The organism is Paraburkholderia sp. J67 (assembly GCF_905220265.1).
In the GTDB taxonomy this organism is placed as follows: domain Bacteria; phylum Pseudomonadota; class Gammaproteobacteria; order Burkholderiales; family Burkholderiaceae; genus Paraburkholderia.
In genome coordinates, this window is sequence record NZ_CAJMZK010000023.1 from 59632 (window position 1) to 79605 (window position 19974).

The following is a 19974-nucleotide window of genomic DNA, read 5'->3' on the forward strand; positions in this document are numbered from 1 at the left end:
CGCAAACCGGGGATCGAATCGGTTGTTTTAGTGCGCTGATAGTATCGACCGCGCAATAAGCAGTCCAACACCTATTCGGTATAGATTCCATATCCACGAGGTATGGACGGATCTGCTTGCGTCACGCGCGGATAAACCGCGCGTGACGCCGATCGACTTGCTGGCTCGCTTAGAGCCAGGTGCCGCCCTGACGATCGCTCGGCTCTTCGTTGAGCGCGTCGAAGTCGTGAATCCAGTCCAGGTGATTCAGCAAGCTCTCGCGATCGCCCAGACGGGCGTTGCGCGCCTCGGCGGCCGGCCCGTCGGGCAGATGCAGCACGTCCGCCGTGGTGATCGACGCATACTGCACCTTGCGCGTGCGGCCACGGCGCAGGCGTTCATAGGCTTCCTGCGCCTCGCGCCAGTTGCCCGCGCCCGCCTTGGCCAGTTGCGCGGCCAGCACGACGGCGTCCTCGATCGACTGGTTGGCGCCTTGACCGTGGTGCGGCACCAGCGCATGCGCGGCGTCGCCGATCAGCGTGACGCGGCCCTTGCTCCAGCGGCCGAGCGGCGGGCGATGGAACAGGCCCCAGCGTTGACTGATCGGCACGGCCGTGACCATCTGCACGACAGCGGGATGCCAGTCCTTGAACAGGCGCAGTTGCTCGCCCTCGCTTGCCGGCAGGACCCAATCGCGCGACGGCCACGGCGAAGGATGACGCTCGACCAGCAGAAAATTCTGGTCGCCGTTGTCGCCGATCGGATAATGCAACAGATGGCCGCCCGGCCCGACCCAGAATTGAATCGTCTCGGGGTCGGGCAACAGGTGCAGCGAATCGGCCGGCACGACACCGCGAAAACCCGAGCATCCCGAATACAAGGCGTCGTCATAACCCAGCATCCAGCGGCGCGTGATCGAGCGCGCCCCGTCGGCGCCAATCACGAGATCGGCGTCGATGCGCTGGCCGTTGTCGAACGCAAGCGTCACACGATCGGGGTGCTGCGTGAGATCGACCAGCCGATGACCGAGCTTGATACGGTCGAGGCCCACCGCCGTGGACAGCACAGCCTGCAGATCGGCGCGATGAACGCCCCAGTACGAGCCGCCGAATTGCGCCCGATAATCCGGCGCGCCGCGATGATGGCCGATGACTGCGCCGCTGCGGCCATCGCGATAGATGAGTCCGGGCACCTCCGCGCAGACCCTTTCGAACTCGGCGCGTAGCCCCATTTGTTCGTAAAAGCGCGTCGCGTTCGCCGAAAGCGCCACGGCCGCCCCCACTTCGCGCAACTCGTCGGTCTGCTCGAAGAGTTGAACATCGATCCCGTGCTCGCGCAGCGCGAGCGCCAGCGTCAAACCACCGATGCCGGCGCCGACGATCGCAATCTTCATATCCATTCGCGTCATGAAGGTGTCTCCTGTATCCGCATTGTTGGGTGGGGTCGTCCGCGACGCGCCTGCGGGGCGCCGAATGCCTGGACCACGTCAGTATTTTCAGCACTGGACCTTCATTGCTCAATAAGATGAAATGAATGCGCTTCATCACTCAACAGAATCAACCCGGCCAGGCGAATGGAATGTTATGGAACTCAGCGATATCGACCTCAATCTGCTGCTGCTCTTTCAGCGACTGATGCAGGAACGGCGCGTGGCGACGGTCGCGGAACAGATGAACATGAGCCAGCCCGGCGTCAGCAATGCGCTCGCCAAGCTGCGGCGCAGGCTGGGCGACCCGCTGTTCGTGCGCGCGCCGGGCGGTGTGGTGCCCACGCCGTTCGCGCTGCGCCTGGCGGAGCCGGTGTCCCATGCGCTCGCGACCCTGCACGCGGCGCTCAATCCGGTGACGGGCTTCGATCCGCTGCGCGCGACGCGCACCATGACGATCGGCATGACGGACATCGGCGAAGTCGTTTTTCTACCCGCGCTGCTCGAACGGCTGTCGCGCGAAGCGCCGGGCGTCGCACTCAATACGGTGCGCAATACCAGCGTCAATCTGAGCGATGAAATGGCCGAAGGACGCGTCGACCTGGCCGTGGGCCTGCTTCCGCAACTCAAAGGGGGCTTCTATCAACGCCGCCTGTTCGATCAGCGCTATGTCTGTCTGTTCCGGCGCGGGCATCCGCTGGAGGACGCGGCGCTCACGCTTGCGGACTGGCGTGAAGCCGAGCATCTGGTCGTAGTCTCGGCTGGCACCGGCCACGGCCAGGTCGACGATTGGTTGAAGCGGCGTGGCGTGCGGCGCCAGGTACGTTTGACGGTGCCGCACTTCATGAGCGTGGGCTACATCCTGCAACGCACCGACCTGATCGCTACGGTGCCGGAGCGGCTCGCGCTGCAACTCGCGACACCGTTCTCGCTCAGTCTGCGCGCGCTGCCCATGACCTTACCGGCCGCGCCGATCCATCTGCTCTGGCACACTCGCGTGCAGCAGGACGAAGGCAATCGCTGGTTGCGCGAGGTGGTGATCGATCTGTTCGCGGACACGGCCGCACACGGGCGTAAGGTGGTGGCGCGAAAGGGGAAGTGAGGGGGAAAAGGGCGATGCGTCGATGCGCAATCGCCTGCGATTTTCGCGCCCCTCAATTCGCGGCGTCTAAAACCGATGCCGAATCCCCACCGTAGCCAGCGTCTGCGCATCGGTTTTAGAAGCCGTCACACCAGCAATCGCGGCAACCGCGGGCAAGCCGCGCGAATCGGTGCCCGACGCATGTTGATAAAAACCCATCGCATACAGATCGGTTCGCTTCGACAACGCGTAATCGACCACCAGATCGACCTGCTGATAATGCGCGTGCGTCACGCCCGTGCTTTGCGTATACGACCACGCCGCGCCCAACATCCACGCTGACGTTAGCTGAAACCTCACACTCGCCTCGCCGATATTGAACGACTGCGTGCCGCGAAAAGCCTTTTCCGTCGCGCTCAATCCCGCCACCGCAACGGAGCCCAGATCCGTGAAGCGCGTATTGCTATACGCGAGGCCCAGCGTCGCGCGATCGAGCACATACGTGCCGGCCGCCGAAAAAATCTTCTGCGCGCCCGCCGAAGCGAAACCCGCGTACACGGGGCTGTAGATATTGTTGGCGCTCGCGCTGTCGTTCGCCTTGTCGCCGAAGAACGAGAAGTTCGGCCGGTCGGCGCTCTGATAGCCGATGCCGAGCGTCAATGGCCCACGTGCATAGCCGCCCCCCACCGCGACGATGCGATTCGTCGCGATCGACCCCGCCTGATTGCCGAACGCGTACATGCCCGAAAGCGAGAAGCCGTAGAAGTTCGGCGTCGTGTACTTCACCGCGTTGTTGACGCGCGAGAACGTGTCGAGATTGTCGACATCGCCAGGATGCGCGCCATAGCCCGCGCCTGCCGCAGCCCAACTGCCGCCTGCTGTCAGATAGCCGGTGTACCAGTAGGCGCTCGAATACTGGCGGCCTAGCGTGAGCGTGCCGGGCTCGCCCGAGAGTCCGACAAACGCCTGGCGTCCGAAGAAGGTGCCGTTTTGCGAGATCGTGCCCGTGGTCGCGCTATAGCCGTTCTCCAACGTGAAAATGGCCTTCATCCCGCCACCGAGATCCTCGCTGCCCTTGAGTCCCCAGGCGCTCGAACTGGCGTTACCGCTTGCAAGCGCGTACTGCTGCTTGCCGCCCGCGTTCGAATTGAACACAGCGCCAACGTCGATCGTGCCATAGAGCGTCACGCTCGACTGCGCGTACGCGCTGCCCGAAATTGCTCCCAACGCCACCATCCTTACCGCCACTGCCAATGCCAATGCCCGCTTGCGCATGAAAAAAGATCTCCGTTTGGTGCTACTTTATGATTTTTTATTTCGGATAACAAACTATCAAAGAGACGCGAACGCATACGTTCGCGTCCCCACCTGCCTAGTCTTCGCTGCGCAGATAGGCTTCAGTCAGCGCCACCCAGCAGGCGGCGCCGATGGGAATGATTGCGTCGTTGAAGTCGTATCCATCGTTGTGCAACGAGCAGCCAACCCATTCGCCCGTACCGTTGCCTAGCGAGAAGTAACAGCCCGGCAGACGTTGCAACATCCAGGCGAAATCCTCGCTGCCCATTTGAGTCGAAGGCGGCACCTGGATCACCTGGGCTTCGCCCAGCACGCTCGCAATGGCCGCGCGTGCGAGTTCGGCTTCGGCAGGCGTATTCATGATCGCCGGGACCATGCGGTCGTAGACGATATCGGCCACCAGTCCCGCCGACGCGGCCTGATGCTCGACCACTGCACGAATGCGCGCTTCCAGCAGATCGCGCACGGCCGGCACGGTGGCGCGCACGGTGAGCTTGAGCGTCGCCGTTTCGGGAATGATGTTGTAAGTGCTGCCCGCCGAGATCTGTCCCACGCTAATCACACCCGCATCCACCGGCGCGACGTTGCGCGAGACGATGCCTTGCAGCGCCACCACGGCCATGCACAGCGCCAGCGTGGGATCGACCGCGCGGTGCGGAATCGCGCCGTGGCCGCCCTTACCGCGAAACGTCACGCTCACACGATCCGACGAACCGCCAAGCGGCCCTGCCTGCACGACCGCCTTGCCCACCGGCAAGCCCGGCGCGTTGTGGAATGCATAGACGGCATCGCAGGGAAAGCGATCGAACAGGCCGTCGTCCATCATCGCCAGCGCGCCGCTCAAGCCTTCTTCGTCGGGCTGGAAAATGAGGTTCAAGGTGCCGTCGAACGCACGCGTCGCGGCCAGGTGCTCGGCGGCCGCCAGCAGCGTAACCGTGTGGCCATCATGGCCGCAGGCATGCATGCGCCCGTCAATCGTGCTCGCATAGGCCAGACCCGTGCGCTCCTGAAGCGGCAGCGCGTCCATGTCCGCGCGCAGGCCGAGCCGTCGCGCGCCGTTGCCCAACTTCAACTGGGCGACGACGCCATGACCGCCAATACCGGTATGCACGTCGTAGCCCCACTCGCGCAGCAGGCCCGCGACGAGCGCCGCCGTATCGGGCACATCGGCGCCCAGTTCGGGATGCGCATGGATGCGGTGTCGGAGCGCGGCAAAGCGTCCGGCCGAGGCCGCCAAGGCGGCCGGAATCGAATCACACGAATTCATGAATGAAGTCCAGAGAGTGAAAGAGTCGATACCGAAGGCGGAGTCAATCGCGGCCCGGATTGCTCGGATAAAGCAGCAGCGCAGTGAAGCTGATAAGCGAAGCGCACAGCAGATAGCCCGCAGGCGCCATGCGGCTGCCGGTTGCGCTGATGAGCCAGGTCACCGCCAGCGGCGCAAAACCGCCGAAGATCGTCACGCCAAAGCTGTACATGATCGACATGCCGGTCGCGCGATGATGACGCGGCAGCGCCTCCATCATCATCGCCGTGCCCGCCCCCGTGCCGATCGACATCAGCGTGCCGGAGATCGCCACGCACATCATCGTGAGCGGCAGACCGGGCCCCGACGAAAGCAGCGTGAAATTGGGTATCACGATCAGCATCGACAACAGGCTGTTGGCGATCAGCAGCGGCTTGCGGCGCGGCAGGCGGTCGGCGAAGCGGCCGAACAGCGGCGCCAGCACGAGCATCGTGAAGCCGGACACGCAGGTCGCCGCGAACGCGGTCACCGAAGGCATGTGCAGCGTGCGCACGAGATACGTAGGCATATAGAAGACGATCACGTACATGGAAGACGTGGAGCTCGTCATGAGGAAGGTGCCGAGCACGAGTGTGCGGGCGTGCTCGCGCAGGACCACACGCACGCCGTTGAATGCCGAGTTGGCCTCGCTCACGTGGGTTTCTTCGAGGTGACGCCGAATATAAAAGCCCACCGGCGCGATCAGCAGGCCGACCAGGAACGGCAGGCGCCAGCCCCATGCCTGCAAGGCGTCGGGTGGTAGCCACGCGGAGACGGCCACGCCGGACAGCGCGCCAAGCAGCGCAGCGCCGCCTTGCGTTGCCGCCTGCCAACTCACCAGGAAGCAGCGACGCGCCTTGCCGCCCGATTCCATTAACAGCGCGGACGCCGCGCCCACTTCACCGCCTGCCGATAGCCCTTGCAGCAAGCGGCCGATCACCACCAGGATCGTTGCGCTCACACCGATGCTGGCATAGCTGGGCGTGAGTGCGATGAGCGCGGTGCCGGCGGTCATGAGCGCGATGGTCAGCGTCAGCGCCGCCTTGCGGCCGCGCCGGTCGGCAAGATTGCCGATCAGAAGCGCGCCGAGCGGCCGCATGAGAAAGCCCACCCCGAACGTCGCGAACGACAGCAATAGCGACGTAAGCGCGCTGCCGGCGGGAAAGAACAGCTTGCCGATCGTCACCGCGAAAAAGCTGTAGAGCGTGAAGTCGTACATTTCGAGGCCGTTGCCAATTGCGGCGGCCACGATGGCGCGACGGGTCGGCGCGCGTCGTGCAGGACTGGCCGAAGCGTCGCTGCGGCTCATGGGCGGCACGACGCTGCTCAGCGTGCGGGGCATTTCGTTCATTGACGTCCCTCTTAACAGATCGTCGCGTGGTGGGCGGCCCGCTCGGGCGGGCGTGGAATCGTTGCGCAAGTCGCTCACGCGAAGCGCGTGGCGCATGCCGTCAAACGGTGAGCCCAGTGTTTGTTGCCAAAATCACCGCGACAAGCGACTGATTTTCAATCGCTTGCCATCTGGTTATAACGGCGCGCCGAAAGAGGATCGGGGCGATGCGTTCAGGGCTTGAGGGCGGGGGCGTTGAGCGGATCGTAGTCGCGCAAGGCATCGACGATCGCATCATGCAGGCGCGACGCCGAGGCTGGCAGCGTATGGCGGTCGCGTGTGACGAGGGAAATAGTGCGCTCGGGCATGGCCTCGTCGAGCTCGAGAAAGTCCATCGTTTCACGCATGAAACGACTGTTGGTCGATTCCGACGACAGCAGGATGAGCGAGTCCATTTGCGAACACATGGCAAGCGCGAGCGACATCGACGAGCATTCGATCACGCGCTCCGGCAGGTCCATGCCATGTTGGGCGAACAGTTGCACGAAAGGCGTGCCCGCATCCTCCAGCGGATCGAGCACGAGCCATTCGGCCTGTTGCAGCGCGGCGAGCGAGCGCTCGGCTCGCAGCGGATGACCCTTGCGCGCGGCCACGAGCGTCGCCATGCCGAGCACCGGCGTGCAGTCGAGCGCGGAGTCCGGTGCGATTTGCTGCGACGTGACCGCAAAGTCGAGCGTGCCTTCGCGCACCTGTTCGAGCAGTTGCATCGGGCGCATTTCCAGCAGGCGCAAATGCACGCGCGGAAAATCACGCCGGAACACCGAGAGACAATCGGCGAGCGGACGCAGCAGCGCGGTCACGGGCGTCAAGCCGATACTGATCTCGCTCAGCGCGTTGCCCTTCATTTCCTCCATATCGTCGCGCGCGCGGCGCACCTGGTCGCTGATGAGCCGCGCATGGCCAACCAGCCGCTGGCCATAAGCGGTGAGTTGCGCGCCCTTGCTGGAACGCACGAACAGCGTGGCCCCCACGTGCGCTTCCAGTTCCTTGAGCGCCTTGCTCAGCGCCGACTGCGTGACGTGCAGCATGCGCGATGCTTCGAGAATGCTGCCGGTCTGGGCAACCGCAACCAGCGCCTTGAGTTGATGCAGTTTCATGATGAATCGCCGTGTGGAACGGGTGAGACTATCGCACAGCGGTTTTTGAAAATCGATTGCCGGTTCCACCGAACGCGGGTTAATCTTGTCGCGTTCCAACACGCTGCATGGGAGAGATCGTCCTACCTGGACGACGCCGACGGAGCAACCGCCCCGGAAACTCTCAGGCAAAAGGACCATGCAGCCGGAACATCTGGAGAGCGGCGCACCGCCATGGTGGCGCCCACCGAAGGGGAACCCTGCGCGCCGTAAGCGCGTGGGCGAAACTCTCAGGTACATGGACAGATGGGGCATCGGCGCCGGTTGAAATCGGCCGGCGATGATCACTCCCATCTGGACACTGTCATGTCACGAATTGCCGTTATCGGCGCCGGTATTACCGGCGTCACCACCGCCTATGCGCTCGCCCGGCGCGGCCACCAGGTCACCGTCTTCGAGCGCCACCGTTACGCGGCGATGGAAACCTCGTTCGCCAATGGCGGCCAGCTTTCCGCCAGCAATGCGGAGGTCTGGAACAGCCGCGCCACGGTGCTCAAAGGCCTGCGCTGGATGTTCCGGCGCGACGCGCCGTTGCTCATGAATCCGCGCCCCAACTGGCACAAATACAGCTGGATTGGCGAGTTCCTGCGGCAGATCCCGAACTATCGTGAGAATACGATTGAAACGGTGCGCCTGGCGATCGCCGCGCGCGAGCATCTGTTCTCGATCGCGCAACGCGAATCGATCGACTTCGATCACGAGCAACGCGGTATTTTGCACTTCTACGCAACGCGCAAGGAGTTCGATGCGGCGACGAAAGTCAATGCGCTGCTGCGCGAAGGCGGGCTCGACCGGCGCGCCGTCACACCCGACGAAATCCGCGCCATCGAGCCCACGCTCCAGGGCGACTTCTTCGGCGGCTTCTTTACCGAATCGGATTCGACCGGCGACATTCACAAATTCACGCGAGGACTTGCGCGTGCCTGCGAACGGATGGGCGTGACGTTTCAGTACGACACGACGGTGCAGGCAATCGCAGATATGGCGGGTGACAGGGTCTGGATCGACACGCTATGCGATGGCCTGCCCGCCAGCACGACGTTCGATCGCGTCGTGATCTGCGCGGGCGTCGGCAGCCGCGCGCTCGCCGCGCATGTGGGCGACCACGTCAACGTGTATCCGGTGAAGGGCTATTCGATTACCGTGTGCCTCGACGGCGCCGCGAGCCGCGAGGCCGCCCCGTGGGTCAGCCTGCTCGACGACGCGGCGAAAATCGTCACGAGCCGCCTGGGCGCGGATCGCTTCCGCATTGCGGGCACAGCGGAACTCAACGGCGTCAACCGCGATATTCGCTCCGACCGCATCGAGCCGCTCGTGCGCTGGGCGCGCGACTATTTCCCGTCGATGTCGACGGCGCGCGTGATTCCGTGGACGGGATTGCGCCCCATGCTGCCCGCCATGTTGCCGAAGGTCGGACGCGGACGGCGCCGCAACGTGTTCTACAACACGGGGCACGGCCATCTCGGCTGGACGCTCTCGGCGGCCACGGCGCAAGCGGTCGCCGACCTCGTGAGTGAAGACCTCGAAGCCACGCGTGCCCGCGCGGTCGGCCCATCGGCCAGCGCCGTCACGTCGGGCGTTATGCGCTAACGCCGCATCCGCAAGGTGCAGCCTATGTCCGGCTGCACCTGCCTTCTGCCTGAGCCCCCCACCCTGCGCGCGGACACGACTTCCCGCGCGTGTCCCCAATTTTCTCGCGCACTCAGTAGTATACCCCCCCACCCTATTGATGCTAGACTGCGTCCCGTCAACGAGAGGACACAGATGAGCCATACGATCCGGGAAAAACAGAAGCTGCTGAACCGCATCCGCCGAATCAAGGGGCAGGTCGAAGCGATCGAGCGCGCGCTCGAAGACGAGCGCGGCTGTATGGAAATCCTGCAACAGGTCACCAGTTGCCGCGGCGCGATGAACGGTCTGCTGGCCGTCGTGCTGGAGGACCACATCCGCACTCATCTGGTCGATGCCGAGCCCGACGACGAGCATGGCAGCGGCACCGAGCAACTGATCGAAGTCGTGCACAGCTATTTCAAGTGAGAGCAACATGAGCCGGTTTGAGGACGCCGCCTTCGGGGCGGGACACGACCATATCTTCCTGGGCGCCGCCCACGAGGACAACGAACGCAGGACCTGGATGGTCATTGCGCTATGCAGCGCCATGATGGTGGCCGAGATTGTCGGCGGCAGCCTGTTCGGTTCGCTGGCGCTGGTGGCCGACGGCCTGCATATGTCCACGCACGCGGGGGCCATGCTGATCGCGGCGCTGGCCTACACGTATGCGCGCCGCCACGCGAGCGATAGCCGCTTCGTGTTCGGCACGGGCAAGCTTGGCGATCTCGCGGGATTCACGAGCGCGATCGTGCTCGCGATGATCGCGCTGCTGATCGGCTATGAGGCCGTCTCGCGCTTTTTCTCGCCGGTGCGGATCCACTTCGGTCAGGCGATTCCCATCGCCGTACTGGGTCTGCTCGTCAATCTGGCCAGCATCTGGCTGCTGAGCGGCGATCATCATGGGCACTCCCATGGCCATTCGCACGGTCATTCACATGGCCATAGCCACGGTCACGATCATGACCATGATCACGGCGACGAACACGATCATGGCGATGAAGCGCAACTGCACCGGGACCACAACATCCGCTCGGCGTACATCCATGTGATTGCGGACGCAGCCGTCTCCGTGCTGGCGATCATTGGCCTGCTGCTCGCACGCGCTTTCGGCTGGTTGTGGATGGACCCGCTCGCCGGCGTGATTGGCGCACTCGTGATTGCGAACTGGTCGTGGGGCCTCATGCGCGATACCGGCGGCATTCTGTTGGACATGAACGCCGACCGCCGCATGGCCGATAACGTGCGCCACGTCATCGAGGATAACGGCGACACCGTGCTCGACCTTCATGTATGGCGTATCGGCCCGGGCCATATGAGTGCGGTCGTGTCGGTCGGCACGCGCGACGCCCAGCGCAAGCCCAGCTTCTATCACGCGGCGCTCAAGCGCTTCGAGGGACTCTCGCACGTGACCGTCGAAGTCAATCCCGCCGTCGCTGGCGTCTGAGTCATGGCCGTCAAGTCTCCCTGTATCGACCTATGCGCGTTCGACGGCAAAACCGGGTTCTGTACCGGCTGCTATCGAACGCGAGAAGAAGCGCGCGGCTGGAAAAAGATGACCGATCATCGTCGGCATCAAATCATCAATGAGCGGTCGCGCCGTGAAGCCAAGGTGAATCCCGAGGCGCCTCAAGCACGCAAGCAGAACTAAAGGTATCGGCGAACGCGCACAATCAGCGTCACGTTGAAAAAACCGGCAATGCCTGCGCTATACTCGCGGTCAATGAAATTCATCCGGACCCTTCTCGTTCTGCTGCTGTGCGCGATGCTGCCCCTCTCGGGGCTGGCAGCCAGCGGCCTGAGCGGGCCATGTCCGATACAGGCTACGGTCTCGTCGGCCGCCGACGCCGACATGCAAGGCATGCCGGGTTGCGAGACGATGAAGTCTGCGCCTACCGACCACGGTAAATCCGGCGGCACGCTCTGCAAGATGACGGCCCAGTGCCAGGCCGGCAGTCTCTACCATCCCGTTTCCCTCCCCGTTCTGACGCGTCCTGCCGGGCGCGTCATCGAACTGCACTTCCACTACGCGCAAGCCTGTCCCGGCCGCGGCCCAGACGGGCTGTGGCGACCGCCGCGCGCGCTCTGACTCCGCTCATCCGGTACACCGCCTGAACGTCGATCTGGACGCTAATCCGGACGCTCATCTGGACGTTTAGCGCGGTGATGTCGTCCCGATCCGGGACGTGAGCCCCCTTGTCGATTCGTATGCCACATGAGCGTCATGTCGGCAGGCGCGGGCTCGACCCAACGGAGTTCATCATGCATTTAGCCAATGCCTTGCCGGCGCGCCGGCAGGGTGGACTGCGGCTGCGCGCGCTCGCCCTCGCGCTGACGCTGGCGTTCGCCTGCAGCCTCGCCGCTCACGCACAAAATGTGGACGAGGCCGCCCCCTGGACACTCGAAGCCGCGCTGCAAAGCGCCGCCCAGCGCAACACATCGATCCAGGCCGCCCAGGCATCCGTCGATGCCAGCGCCGAATCGGTCGTGAGCGCGGGGCAGCTACCCAATCCCAAACTCTCGGCGGGCATCGACGCCTTGCCGGTCAACGGCGACCAGGCATTCACCATCGGCCAGAACATCCTGACGATGCGCCGCATCGGCATCGAGCAGGAATGGGTGTCGCCGCACAAGCGCGCATTGCAGAGCGATCTGGCGGGCAGAATGGCCGAGCGCGAGCAGACCGGCTATCTAACGCAGCTTGCCAGCGTGCGCGAGCGCACGGCCAGCGCATGGCTCAACGCGGCGTATGCAAAGCGTGCCGTGGCGTTGCGCGCGGCGCTGCTCGATCACATGAACCACGAGCTTGCCGCCACCGAAGCCTCGTATCGCGGCGCGAAAGCGACGGCCGCCGATGTCACCCAGGCGAAGCTGATGCTCGCCCAGGCCAGCGACGACCGGCTCAAGGCGCGCCAGGTGTTGCAGACGGCGCTCATCGATCTGTCGCGCTGGACCGCCGCGAGCGTGACCGACATCACGGGCGAGCCGCCCGCGCCGGAGTCCACGGTCGCAGCATTGCCCGCGGATCAGTTGCGCAGCGTCGAACCCGCCCTGATCGCAGCGGCAGCCGATATCCACGTTGCCGATGCCGATGTGGCGGTCGCTTCGAGCCGTCGGAGTCCTAACTGGACCTGGAACGTCTCGTACCTGCAAGGCGGGGCGAATTCGCGCTTCGTTTCGGTGGGCGTGAGCATTCCGCTGCCGATCCACCGCGCAAACGTCGAAGACCGCGACGTCTCGGGCAAGGCCGATCTCGCCACGCGCGCGAGGCTGAGCTACGAGGACACGCAGCGCCAGATCGAAGCCGATATCCAGACGCTCGCGACGACGCTCGCAAGCGGCCGTGAGCGCCTGGCGGCTTTGCAGACCGCGCTCGTCCCCGCCGCCGATGCGCGCGTGGATCTGGCCGTCGCGGCTTATCGCGCGGGCACGGGCTCGCTCGCCGAGACCTTCGCCGCCCGCCGCGCCCAGCTCGACGCGCAGCTTCAGGTGCTCGACCTGCAACGCGAGGTCTCGCTCACCTGGGCCCAGCTCGAATATCAGGTCGTGCCGCCCGCGCTTGCCGTCAATCCGTGAGAACTGCCGTGAGAACCGACATGAAACTCAAACCCCTTGTTCTGGCAGCGGCGGCGCTCGCCGCTGGCGCGGCCCTGCTCGGCGCCGGCTATGTGGCCGGTGCTCGCCATGCACCGACCGCCACCGTCGTCCCGGCGTCCTCTACCTTTACCTCGACCTCAAGCGATCGCATCGACCCGAAAACCGGCCGCAAGGTGCTGTACTGGCACGACCCGATGGTGCCGAACCAGCATTTCGACAAACCCGGCAAATCGCCCTTCATGGACATGCAGTTACAGCCTGTGTACGCCGACGAAGGCGGTGCGGACGGCATCAAGGTCGCCGCTTCCTTGCAGCAGAATCTCGGCATCCGCTACGCGACGGTGCGCCGCGTGAGCGTTGCCGATGGCTTCGATGCGATCGGCACGACGCAATTCGACGAATCGAGCGCCGATGTCGTGCAGTCGCGCGTGACGGGCTATATCGACCGCCTGTACGCGAGCGCGCCACTACAGCGCATTGCCCGAGGCGCGCCCATCGCCTCGCTCTATGTGCCGGACTGGCTCGCGCCACAGGAAGAGTATCTTGCGTTGCGACGCAGCGGCATGGATCCCGCGCTGCTCGGCGCGGCACGCGCCCGCATGAAGGCGCTGTCGATTCCCGATGCACTGGTCGCCGCGCTCGATCGCACCGGCCAGGTTCAGACGCACTTGACGCTCACCGCGGCCGAATCGGGCGTCGTGAGCGAGTTGAACGTGCGCGATGGTGCGATGGTGACGCCGGGTCAGACCGTCGCGAAGATCACGGGTCTCGCGAAGCTCTGGCTGCTCGTCGAGATACCTGAATCGCTGGCCTTGCAGGCACGGCCCGGCATGCATGTCGACGCCACCTTCGCGGCCGAACCTTCGCGGCACTTCGGCGGGCGCATCCGCGAAATTCTTCCCGGCATCAGCACGGACAGCCGCACGCTTCAGGCGCGCCTGGAGCTCGACAATGCCAGCGGAGCGCTCACGCCCGGCATGCTCATGCGCGTACGCGTGAGTGCAGCTACGGCTGCTGCGCAACTGGTCGTGCCGTCCGAGGCCGTCATCACAACCGGCAAGCGCTCGCTCGTCATCGTGCGCAACGGCAATGGCAGCATGCAGCCGGTCGAGGTCGTGACCGGACGCGACACCGGCAGCGATACGGTGATTACATCGGGATTAACCGAGGGCCAACAGGTGGTGGCATCGGGCCAGTTCCTGATCGACTCGGAGGCGAGCCTGAAATCGGTGTTGCCGCGGCTCGAAGGGAGCGAAACCGCAGGAGTCCAGCCATGATCGCGCGCGTCATTCGCTGGTCGATCCATCAACGCTTTCTGGTCCTGCTGGCGACCTTGCTGGTTGCGGCATGGGGCGTGTATTCGGTGCGTCAGACGCCCCTGGACGCTCTACCCGACCTTTCGGATACCCAGGTAATCGTCAAAGCCTCGTATCCAGGCAAGGCGCCCCAGATCGTCGAGGACCAGGTAACGTATCCGCTCACCACCACCCTGCTCGGCGTGCCGGGCGCGACGACGATCCGTGCTTACTCGTCGTTCGGCGACGCTTTCGTCTACGTGCTGTTCGACGACAAGACGGATCAGTATTGGGCGCGCTCGCGCGTGCTCGAATACCTGAACCAGGTCCAGAGCCGCCTGCCGCCCGGCGCGAGCGTCTCGCTCGGACCCGATGCCACCGGCGTGGGCTGGGTCTACGAGTACGCGCTCGTGGACCGCACCGGCCAACACGATCTCGGGCAGCTGCGCGCGCTCAATGACTGGTTCCTGAAGTTCGAGTTGAAAGCCGTGCCCAACGTGTCCGAGGTGGCCAGCATCGGCGGCATGGTGCAGCAGTATCAGGTCGTGCTCGACCCCGACCGCTTGCGCGCCTATGGCATCACGGCTGATGCCGTGACGGACGCCATTCGCAAAGCCAACCAGGAATCGGGTGGCTCCGTGGTCGAACTCGCCGAATCGGAATACATGGTGCGTTCGTCGGGCTATCTGCGCACCCTCGACGATTTCCGCCATATCGTGCTGCGCGCGAACACGGCGGGCACGCCGGTCCTGCTGGGCGATGTCGCGCGCATCCAGATCGGGCCGCAGATGCGACGCGGCATTGCGGAACTGAATGGTCAGGGCGAAGTGGCCGGCGGTGTGATCGTGATGCGCTCGGGCAAGAACGCGCTGACGACAATCGAAGCCGTAAAGGACAAGCTCGCCGCCTTGAAGCGGTCCTTGCCGCCCGGCGTGGAGATCGTCACGACCTACGACCGCTCGCAGTTGATCGAGCGCGCCGTCGGCAATCTCAAGGACAAGCTGATCGAGGAGTTCATCGTCGTCGGCATCGTCTGCGCGTTGTTCCTGTTTCATCTGCGCAGCGCCTTTGTCGCGATCCTGTCGCTGCCGCTGGGCGTGCTCGCGGCCTTTATCGTGATGCGCTACCAGGGCGTGAACGCCAACCTGATGTCGCTCGGCGGCATTGCAATTGCGATCGGCGCGATGATCGATGCGGCGATTGTCATGATCGAGAACGCGCACAAGCATCTGGAAGCGTTCGAGCGCGCGCATCCCGGCGAGCCGATCGCGCCCGCGCAGCGCTGGGAGCTGATCGCGCAATCGGCGGCGGAGGTAGGACCTGCGCTCTTCTTCTCGCTATTGATCATCACGCTGTCGTTCATCCCGGTTTTCTCGCTCGAAGGTCAGGAGGGCAAACTGTTCTCGCCGCTCGCGTTCACGAAGACCTACACGATTGCGGCCGCTGCGGGCTTGTCGGTGACGCTGGTGCCCGTGCTGATGGGCTACCTGATTCGCGGGCGCATTCCGCACGAAGCGGCCAATCCGATCAACCGGGTGCTCGTGCGCGTCTACCGGCCACTGCTGGAGGCGACGTTGCGCCGCCCGTGGGTCGTGATCGGCATGGCCGTCGTGGCGCTCGCATTGACGGCGATCCCCGTGTCGCGACTAGGCGAGGAATTCATGCCGGCGATCGACGAAGGCGACCTGCTCTACATGCCGACCGCGCTGCCCGGCATCTCCGCCGACAAGGCCGCCGAACTGCTGCAGCAAACCGACCGGCTGATCAGGACGGTGCCCGAAGTCGCCACGGTATTCGGCAAATCGGGGCGCGCGGACAGCGCCACCGATCCCGCGCCGCTCGAAATGTTCGAGACCACGATCCAGTTCAAGCCACGCAGCCAGTGGCGCGCGGGCATGACGCCGCAGAAGCTGATCGACGAACTCGATGCGCGCGTGAAGGTGCCGGGCCTCTCGAACGTCTGGGTCCCGCCAATCCGCAATCGGCTCGACATGCTCTCGACCGGTATCAAAACGCCGGTGGGCGTGAAGATTTCGGGCCCGGATCTCGATGGCATCGACCGCGTCGCGGCGCAGATCGAGGCGGCGGTCAAGACGGTGCCCGGCGTCACTTCGGCACTGGCGGAACGCCTGAATGGCGGGCATTACATCGACGTGGACATCGACCGCCTCGCGGCAGCGCGTTATGGGCTGTCCGTGGCGGATATCCAGTCGGTCGTGTCGTCGGCGGTCGGCGGCGATGACGTTGGCGAAGTCATCGCGGGCCGCGAACGGTTTCCCATCAACGTCCGTTACCCGCGCGAGATTCGCGACTCGGTGGACAACATCCGGCGTTTGCCGGTCATAACGGATCGCGGCGCGCAGATCACGCTCGGCGACGTCGCGACCGTCCGCATCGACGACGGCCCGCCGATGATCCGCAGCGAAAACGCGCGTCTCGCGGGCTATGTGTACGTGGATATCCGCGATGTCGATCTGCAATCGGCGGTCGAGGCCATGCAGCGCGCCGTGGCGCAGAACGTGACGTTGCCGCCCGGTTATTCGATTACGTGGTCGGGACAGTTCGAATATCTCGAACGCGCGTCCGCGAAGCTGCGCACGGTCATCCCGGTGACGCTGATCGTGATTTTCGTATTGCTCTATCTGACCTTCAATTCGGTCGCCGATGCCGCTCTGTTGATGTCCACCGTGCCGTTCGCGCTGGTTGGTGGGTTCTGGCTGATCTGGCTGCTGGGCCATGCCGTTTCCGTCGCGTCGTCCGTGGGATTCATCGCACTGGCAGGCGTGGCCGCCGAATTCGGCGTGGTCATGCTGCTGTACCTGAAGAGCGCGCTCGATCAGCGCATCGCCAAAGGCGCGCCCTTGACCGAGGCGGCCCTCATCGACGCGATCCGCGAAGGCGCTGTGCTGCGCGTGCGGCCCAAGGCGATGACCGTCGCCGTCGTGCTGGCCGGCCTGATCCCGATCATGATCGGCCACGGCTCCGGTTCCGAGGTCATGCAGCGCATCGCCGCGCCGATGGTCGGCGGCATGGTGACCGCACCGCTGCTTTCGATGTTCGTGATTCCCGCCGCCTGGTATCTGCTTCAGCGCCGCCGGGCGCGCAAGCTCGCACAGGCGGCGATGTACCAGGCAGTCCATAACGACACGCAGGTGTCCACTCTCACTCAAGGAGAAAATTCATGAAACCGTTCCTCATTCTCGCCGCCGCATTGTGCGCAACCGGCACGTATGCGTCGTACGCCCTGGCAGGCGACGATATGGCCGCCATGAACATGACGATGAAGCCAGCCGCATCGTCCAGGACGTCCGCCAACGCGCTGAGCGGCGCCGAGGTCGTGAAGGTGGACGCGGCAGCAGGCATGGTCACGCTCAAACACGGTGAACTCGCCAATATCGGCATGCCCGCGATGACGATGGCGTATCCCGCCAGCCATGCTGCGATCGTGCAGATGGCGCACCCGGGCGAGAAGGTGAAAGTCCGCATCGAAAACGTCAACGGCGCGCCGACCATCGTGACGATGGTCAAAGCCTCGTCCTGATGCATTGAACGCCGCGCGTACGGACGCCGTAAAACGGCGTTCGTGCGTGACGGCCGGTGCGGCTCAAATGCTGGCCTGGTTCACGCGCTTCATCAGTGCCTCGGCGCTTTCCTTACGTTCGCTGTAACGGTCCACGAGATACGGCCCGATATCGCGCGTGAGCAGCGTGAACTTGACCAGTTCCTCCATCACGTCCACGACACGGTCGAAGTACGCGGATGGCTTCATGCGGCCCGCTTCATCGAATTCCATGAACGCCTTGGCCACCGACGACTGGTTCGGGATGGTCAGCATGCGCATCCAGCGGCCCAGCACACGCATCTGGTTGACCGCATTGAACGATTGCGAACCGCCACTCACCTGCATCACGGCAAGTGTCTTGCCTTGCGTTGGGCGTAAAGCGCCAACCGAGAGCGGAATCCAGTCGATCTGCGCCTTCATGATGCCGGTCATCGCACCATGCCGTTCGGGCGAGCACCAGACCATGCCTTCGGACCACAGCACGAGTTCTCGCAGTTCGGCGACTTTGGGATGGCTGTCCGGCGCGTCGTCGGGCAACGGCAGGCCGCTCGGGTTGAAGGTGCGGACTTCCGCGCCCATCGCGGTGAGCAGCCGCGCAGCTTCTTCGCTCAGCAGACGGCTGAACGAGCGTTCGCGCAGCGACCCGTAAAGTAGCAGGATGCGCGGTGGGTGGGAAGAAACTTTCGCGGGATGAAGGCGCTGAATATCAGGAACCCGAAACAATGCCGCATCGACCTGTGGCAGGTCGGTCGTGAGATCAGACACGTTTTCCCTCTGCGTTGATGACCACTTCACCGTCTTCCTTGCTGAATGCGCCGCGTTGCGGTTCGGGCAGGATATCGAGCACGATTTCCGACGGTCGGCACAGGCGCACACCCATCGGCGTGACCACGATGGGACGGTTGATGAGGATGGGATGCGCGATCATCGCGTCGATCAACTGGTCGTCGGTCAACGTCGCGTCGTCCAGATGCAGTTCTGCGTAGGGCGTGCCCTTCTCGCGCAGCACGTCGCGCACCTTGAGACCCGATCGACCGATGAGATCAAGCAACGTTTCGCGCGACGGCGGCTGCTTGAGATACTCGATGATCGTGGGCTCGATGCCCGCATTGCGGATCAGCGCGAGCGTGTTGCGCGAGGTCCCGCAGTCGGGATTGTGGTAGATCGTGACTTGGCTCATAGCCTGGGCTCCCGTATTGACGAGGTTCGATCAGGCGCACTCGTACCAGCCTTTGGAACGGTTGACGATACGCACGACGAGCAGCATGGCCGGCACTTCGATCAGCACGCCCACGACCGTTGCGAGCGCAGCGCCCGAATTGAAGCCGAACAGGCCAATCGCGGTGGCGACCGCCAGTTCGAAGAAGTTCGATGCGCCGATCAGCGCCGAAGGGCAGGCAATACTGTGCTTCTCGCCAACCGCGCGATTGAGCCAGTAAGCCAGCGCCGAATTGAAAAACACCTGAATCAGGATCGGCACCGCGAGCAGCACGATGACCAGCGGCTGCTTCAGAATGGCCTCGCCCTGGAATGCGAACAGCAGCACCAGCGTCGCGAGCAGCGCCATGATGGACCACGGGCCGATCTTCGCCATCGCGGTTTCGAAAACCAACGGCCCTTTCATGAGCAGCACTTTGCGCAGGACCTGCGCAAGGATCACCGGAATCACGATGTAGAGCACGACCGATGTGAGCAGCGTCGCCCACGGCACGGCGATAGCGGAGATGCCGAGCAACAGTCCGACGAGCGGCGCAAACGCGATCACCATGATGCTGTCGTTGAGCGCGACCTGGGACAGCGTGAAGAGCGGATCGCCGCCGGTCAGCCGGCTCCAGACGAACACCATCGCCGTGCAAGGCGCGGCGGCCAGCAGGATCAGCCCGGCGACATAGCTGTCGAGTTGCGCTGCCGGCAACATCGGTGCGAACAGATGCTGGACTAACAACCAGGCGAGCAAGGCCATCGAAAACGGTTTGACGAACCAGTTCACAAAGAGCGTGACGCCGATGCCCCTGATGTGTCGCCGCACTTCATGCAACGCGCCGAAATCGACCTTGACGAGCATCGGCACGATCATCACCCAGATCAGCAGCCCAACAGGCAGATTGACCTGCGCGTACTCCATCTGCCCGATCGCCCGGAAGACGCGAGGCAACACCTGCCCCAGCAGAATGCCCGCCACGATACACAGCCCGACCCATACGCTCAGGTAGCGCTCGAAGAAGCCAATGGCGGGCTTGGGTGCGGCCATGCGCGATGCGGCAAGTTCAGGTGAGGTCATGGGAAGGTCGATGGAGCGTGGGCCGGTTCCGAAGGCAT

17 protein-coding genes, 1 pseudogene and 1 riboswitch are annotated in these 19974 nt (G+C 64.2%); of the genes and pseudogenes, 10 read left to right on the top strand and 8 right to left on the bottom strand.

From position 1 onward, the window contains the following. Window positions 1–169 precede the first annotated feature (169 nt). Complete coding sequence (locus U5782_RS30615) at window positions 170–1387, bottom strand: FAD-dependent monooxygenase (RefSeq protein ID WP_322047612.1); 1218 nt, start codon at window positions 1385–1387, stop codon at window positions 170–172. Window positions 1388–1562: 175 nt separating this feature from the next. On the opposite strand from U5782_RS30615, the gene U5782_RS30620 reads away from it, so the two are divergent. Continuing rightward, the gene (locus tag U5782_RS30620) at window positions 1563–2507 is read left to right on the top strand and encodes a LysR family transcriptional regulator (RefSeq protein WP_322047613.1); all 945 of its coding nucleotides are present in this window, start codon (window positions 1563–1565) and stop codon (window positions 2505–2507) included. 66 nt (window positions 2508–2573) lie between these two features. On the opposite strand, the gene U5782_RS30625 is transcribed toward U5782_RS30620, so the two are convergent. From U5782_RS30625 to U5782_RS30640, 4 genes are all read right to left on the bottom strand, one after another. Then, entirely contained in the window at window positions 2574–3761 is a 1188-nt protein-coding gene (locus tag U5782_RS30625; RefSeq protein WP_322047614.1) for a porin, read from the bottom strand. A 97-nt stretch (window positions 3762–3858) separates the two neighbouring features. Beyond that, complete coding sequence (locus U5782_RS30630) at window positions 3859–5049, bottom strand: M20 aminoacylase family protein (protein WP_322047615.1); 1191 nt, start codon at window positions 5047–5049, stop codon at window positions 3859–3861. A gap of 43 nt (window positions 5050–5092) precedes the next feature. After that, the gene (locus U5782_RS30635) at window positions 5093–6418 is read right to left on the bottom strand and encodes an MFS transporter (RefSeq protein WP_322047616.1); all 1326 of its coding nucleotides are present in this window, start codon (window positions 6416–6418) and stop codon (window positions 5093–5095) included. A 212-nt stretch (window positions 6419–6630) separates the two neighbouring features. Then, window positions 6631–7554, bottom strand: coding sequence for a LysR family transcriptional regulator (locus U5782_RS30640; RefSeq protein WP_322047617.1), 924 nt, complete (start codon window positions 7552–7554; stop codon window positions 6631–6633). A 98-nt stretch (window positions 7555–7652) separates the two neighbouring features. Further along, window positions 7653–7743, top strand: a riboswitch (glycine riboswitch). A gap of 96 nt (window positions 7744–7839) precedes the next feature. Here U5782_RS30640 and U5782_RS30645 point away from each other — a divergent pair. From U5782_RS30645 to U5782_RS30685, 9 genes and pseudogenes are all read left to right on the top strand, one after another. After that, window positions 7840–9183: a D-amino acid dehydrogenase gene (locus tag U5782_RS30645; RefSeq protein ID WP_322047618.1), complete on the top strand. Its 1344-nt coding sequence runs from the start codon at window positions 7840–7842 to the stop codon at window positions 9181–9183. Window positions 9184–9357: 174 nt separating this feature from the next. Further along, window positions 9358–9630, top strand: a complete 273-nt coding sequence (locus U5782_RS30650) for a metal/formaldehyde-sensitive transcriptional repressor (protein ID WP_322047619.1) — start codon at window positions 9358–9360, stop codon at window positions 9628–9630. Between the two features lie 7 nt (window positions 9631–9637). Next, entirely contained in the window at window positions 9638–10648 is a 1011-nt protein-coding gene (gene dmeF, locus U5782_RS30655; RefSeq protein WP_322047620.1) for a CDF family Co(II)/Ni(II) efflux transporter DmeF, read from the top strand. Between the two features lie 3 nt (window positions 10649–10651). Beyond that, window positions 10652–10852 carry a DUF1289 domain-containing protein gene (locus U5782_RS30660; protein ID WP_322047621.1) on the top strand — a complete coding sequence of 67 codons (201 nt, stop codon included), beginning with the start codon at window positions 10652–10654 and terminating at the stop codon, window positions 10850–10852. A 72-nt stretch (window positions 10853–10924) separates the two neighbouring features. Then, on the top strand, window positions 10925–11290 hold the full coding sequence (locus U5782_RS30665; RefSeq protein ID WP_322047622.1) for a hypothetical protein: 366 nt from the start codon (window positions 10925–10927) through the stop codon (window positions 11288–11290). Between the two features lie 173 nt (window positions 11291–11463). Beyond that, window positions 11464–12777, top strand: a complete 1314-nt coding sequence (locus tag U5782_RS30670) for a TolC family protein (protein ID WP_322047623.1) — start codon at window positions 11464–11466, stop codon at window positions 12775–12777. A 20-nt stretch (window positions 12778–12797) separates the two neighbouring features. Next, a pseudogene (locus U5782_RS30675) lies at window positions 12798–14060 on the top strand (efflux RND transporter periplasmic adaptor subunit); the annotation flags it as partial. Window positions 14061–14071: 11 nt separating this feature from the next. Beyond that, window positions 14072–17278 carry an efflux RND transporter permease subunit gene (locus U5782_RS30680; protein WP_322047624.1) on the top strand — a complete coding sequence of 1069 codons (3207 nt, stop codon included), beginning with the start codon at window positions 14072–14074 and terminating at the stop codon, window positions 17276–17278. Continuing rightward, complete coding sequence (locus U5782_RS30685; protein ID WP_322047625.1) at window positions 17275–17634, top strand: copper-binding protein; 360 nt, start codon at window positions 17275–17277, stop codon at window positions 17632–17634. The genes U5782_RS30680 and U5782_RS30685 overlap by 4 nt, the downstream gene beginning before the upstream one ends. 63 nt (window positions 17635–17697) lie before the next feature. On the opposite strand, the gene arsH is transcribed toward U5782_RS30685, so the two are convergent. From arsH to arsB, 3 genes are read right to left on the bottom strand one after another with little or no spacing between them, the layout of a single operon-like run. Then, window positions 17698–18420, bottom strand: a complete 723-nt coding sequence (gene arsH / locus U5782_RS30690) for an arsenical resistance protein ArsH (RefSeq protein ID WP_322047626.1) — start codon at window positions 18418–18420, stop codon at window positions 17698–17700. Then, window positions 18413–18835 carry an arsenate reductase (glutaredoxin) gene (gene arsC / locus U5782_RS30695; protein WP_322047627.1) on the bottom strand — a complete coding sequence of 141 codons (423 nt, stop codon included), beginning with the start codon at window positions 18833–18835 and terminating at the stop codon, window positions 18413–18415. The genes arsH and arsC overlap by 8 nt, the downstream gene beginning before the upstream one ends. Before the next feature lie 30 nt (window positions 18836–18865). Beyond that, window positions 18866–19936, bottom strand: a complete 1071-nt coding sequence (gene arsB / locus U5782_RS30700; protein WP_322047628.1) for an ACR3 family arsenite efflux transporter — start codon at window positions 19934–19936, stop codon at window positions 18866–18868. Window positions 19937–19974 lie beyond the last annotated feature (38 nt).

Bases quoted from the DNA above. Each gene is read 5' to 3' on its own strand.
- dmeF (WP_322047620.1), top strand. From the start codon at position 9,638: ATGAGCCGGTTTGAGGACGCCGCCTTCGGGGCGGGACACGACCATATC.
- U5782_RS30660 (WP_322047621.1), top strand. From the start codon at position 10,652: ATGGCCGTCAAGTCTCCCTGTATCGACCTATGCGCGTTCGACGGCAAA.
- U5782_RS30665 (WP_322047622.1), top strand. From the start codon at position 10,925: ATGAAATTCATCCGGACCCTTCTCGTTCTGCTGCTGTGCGCGATGCTG.
- U5782_RS30615 (WP_322047612.1), bottom strand. From the start codon at position 1,387: ATGACGCGAATGGATATGAAGATTGCGATCGTCGGCGCCGGCATCGGT.
- arsB (WP_322047628.1), bottom strand. From the start codon at position 19,936: ATGACCTCACCTGAACTTGCCGCATCGCGCATGGCCGCACCCAAGCCC.
- U5782_RS30620 (WP_322047613.1), top strand. From the start codon at position 1,563: ATGGAACTCAGCGATATCGACCTCAATCTGCTGCTGCTCTTTCAGCGA.
- U5782_RS30635 (WP_322047616.1), bottom strand. From the start codon at position 6,418: ATGAACGAAATGCCCCGCACGCTGAGCAGCGTCGTGCCGCCCATGAGC.
- U5782_RS30630 (WP_322047615.1), bottom strand. From the start codon at position 5,049: ATGAATTCGTGTGATTCGATTCCGGCCGCCTTGGCGGCCTCGGCCGGA.
- arsC (WP_322047627.1), bottom strand. From the start codon at position 18,835: ATGAGCCAAGTCACGATCTACCACAATCCCGACTGCGGGACCTCGCGC.
- U5782_RS30685 (WP_322047625.1), top strand. From the start codon at position 17,275: ATGAAACCGTTCCTCATTCTCGCCGCCGCATTGTGCGCAACCGGCACG.
- U5782_RS30670 (WP_322047623.1), top strand. From the start codon at position 11,464: ATGCATTTAGCCAATGCCTTGCCGGCGCGCCGGCAGGGTGGACTGCGG.
- U5782_RS30645 (WP_322047618.1), top strand. From the start codon at position 7,840: ATGGGGCATCGGCGCCGGTTGAAATCGGCCGGCGATGATCACTCCCAT.
- U5782_RS30650 (WP_322047619.1), top strand. From the start codon at position 9,358: ATGAGCCATACGATCCGGGAAAAACAGAAGCTGCTGAACCGCATCCGC.
- U5782_RS30625 (WP_322047614.1), bottom strand. From the start codon at position 3,761: ATGCGCAAGCGGGCATTGGCATTGGCAGTGGCGGTAAGGATGGTGGCG.
- U5782_RS30640 (WP_322047617.1), bottom strand. From the start codon at position 7,554: ATGAAACTGCATCAACTCAAGGCGCTGGTTGCGGTTGCCCAGACCGGC.
- U5782_RS30680 (WP_322047624.1), top strand. From the start codon at position 14,072: ATGATCGCGCGCGTCATTCGCTGGTCGATCCATCAACGCTTTCTGGTC.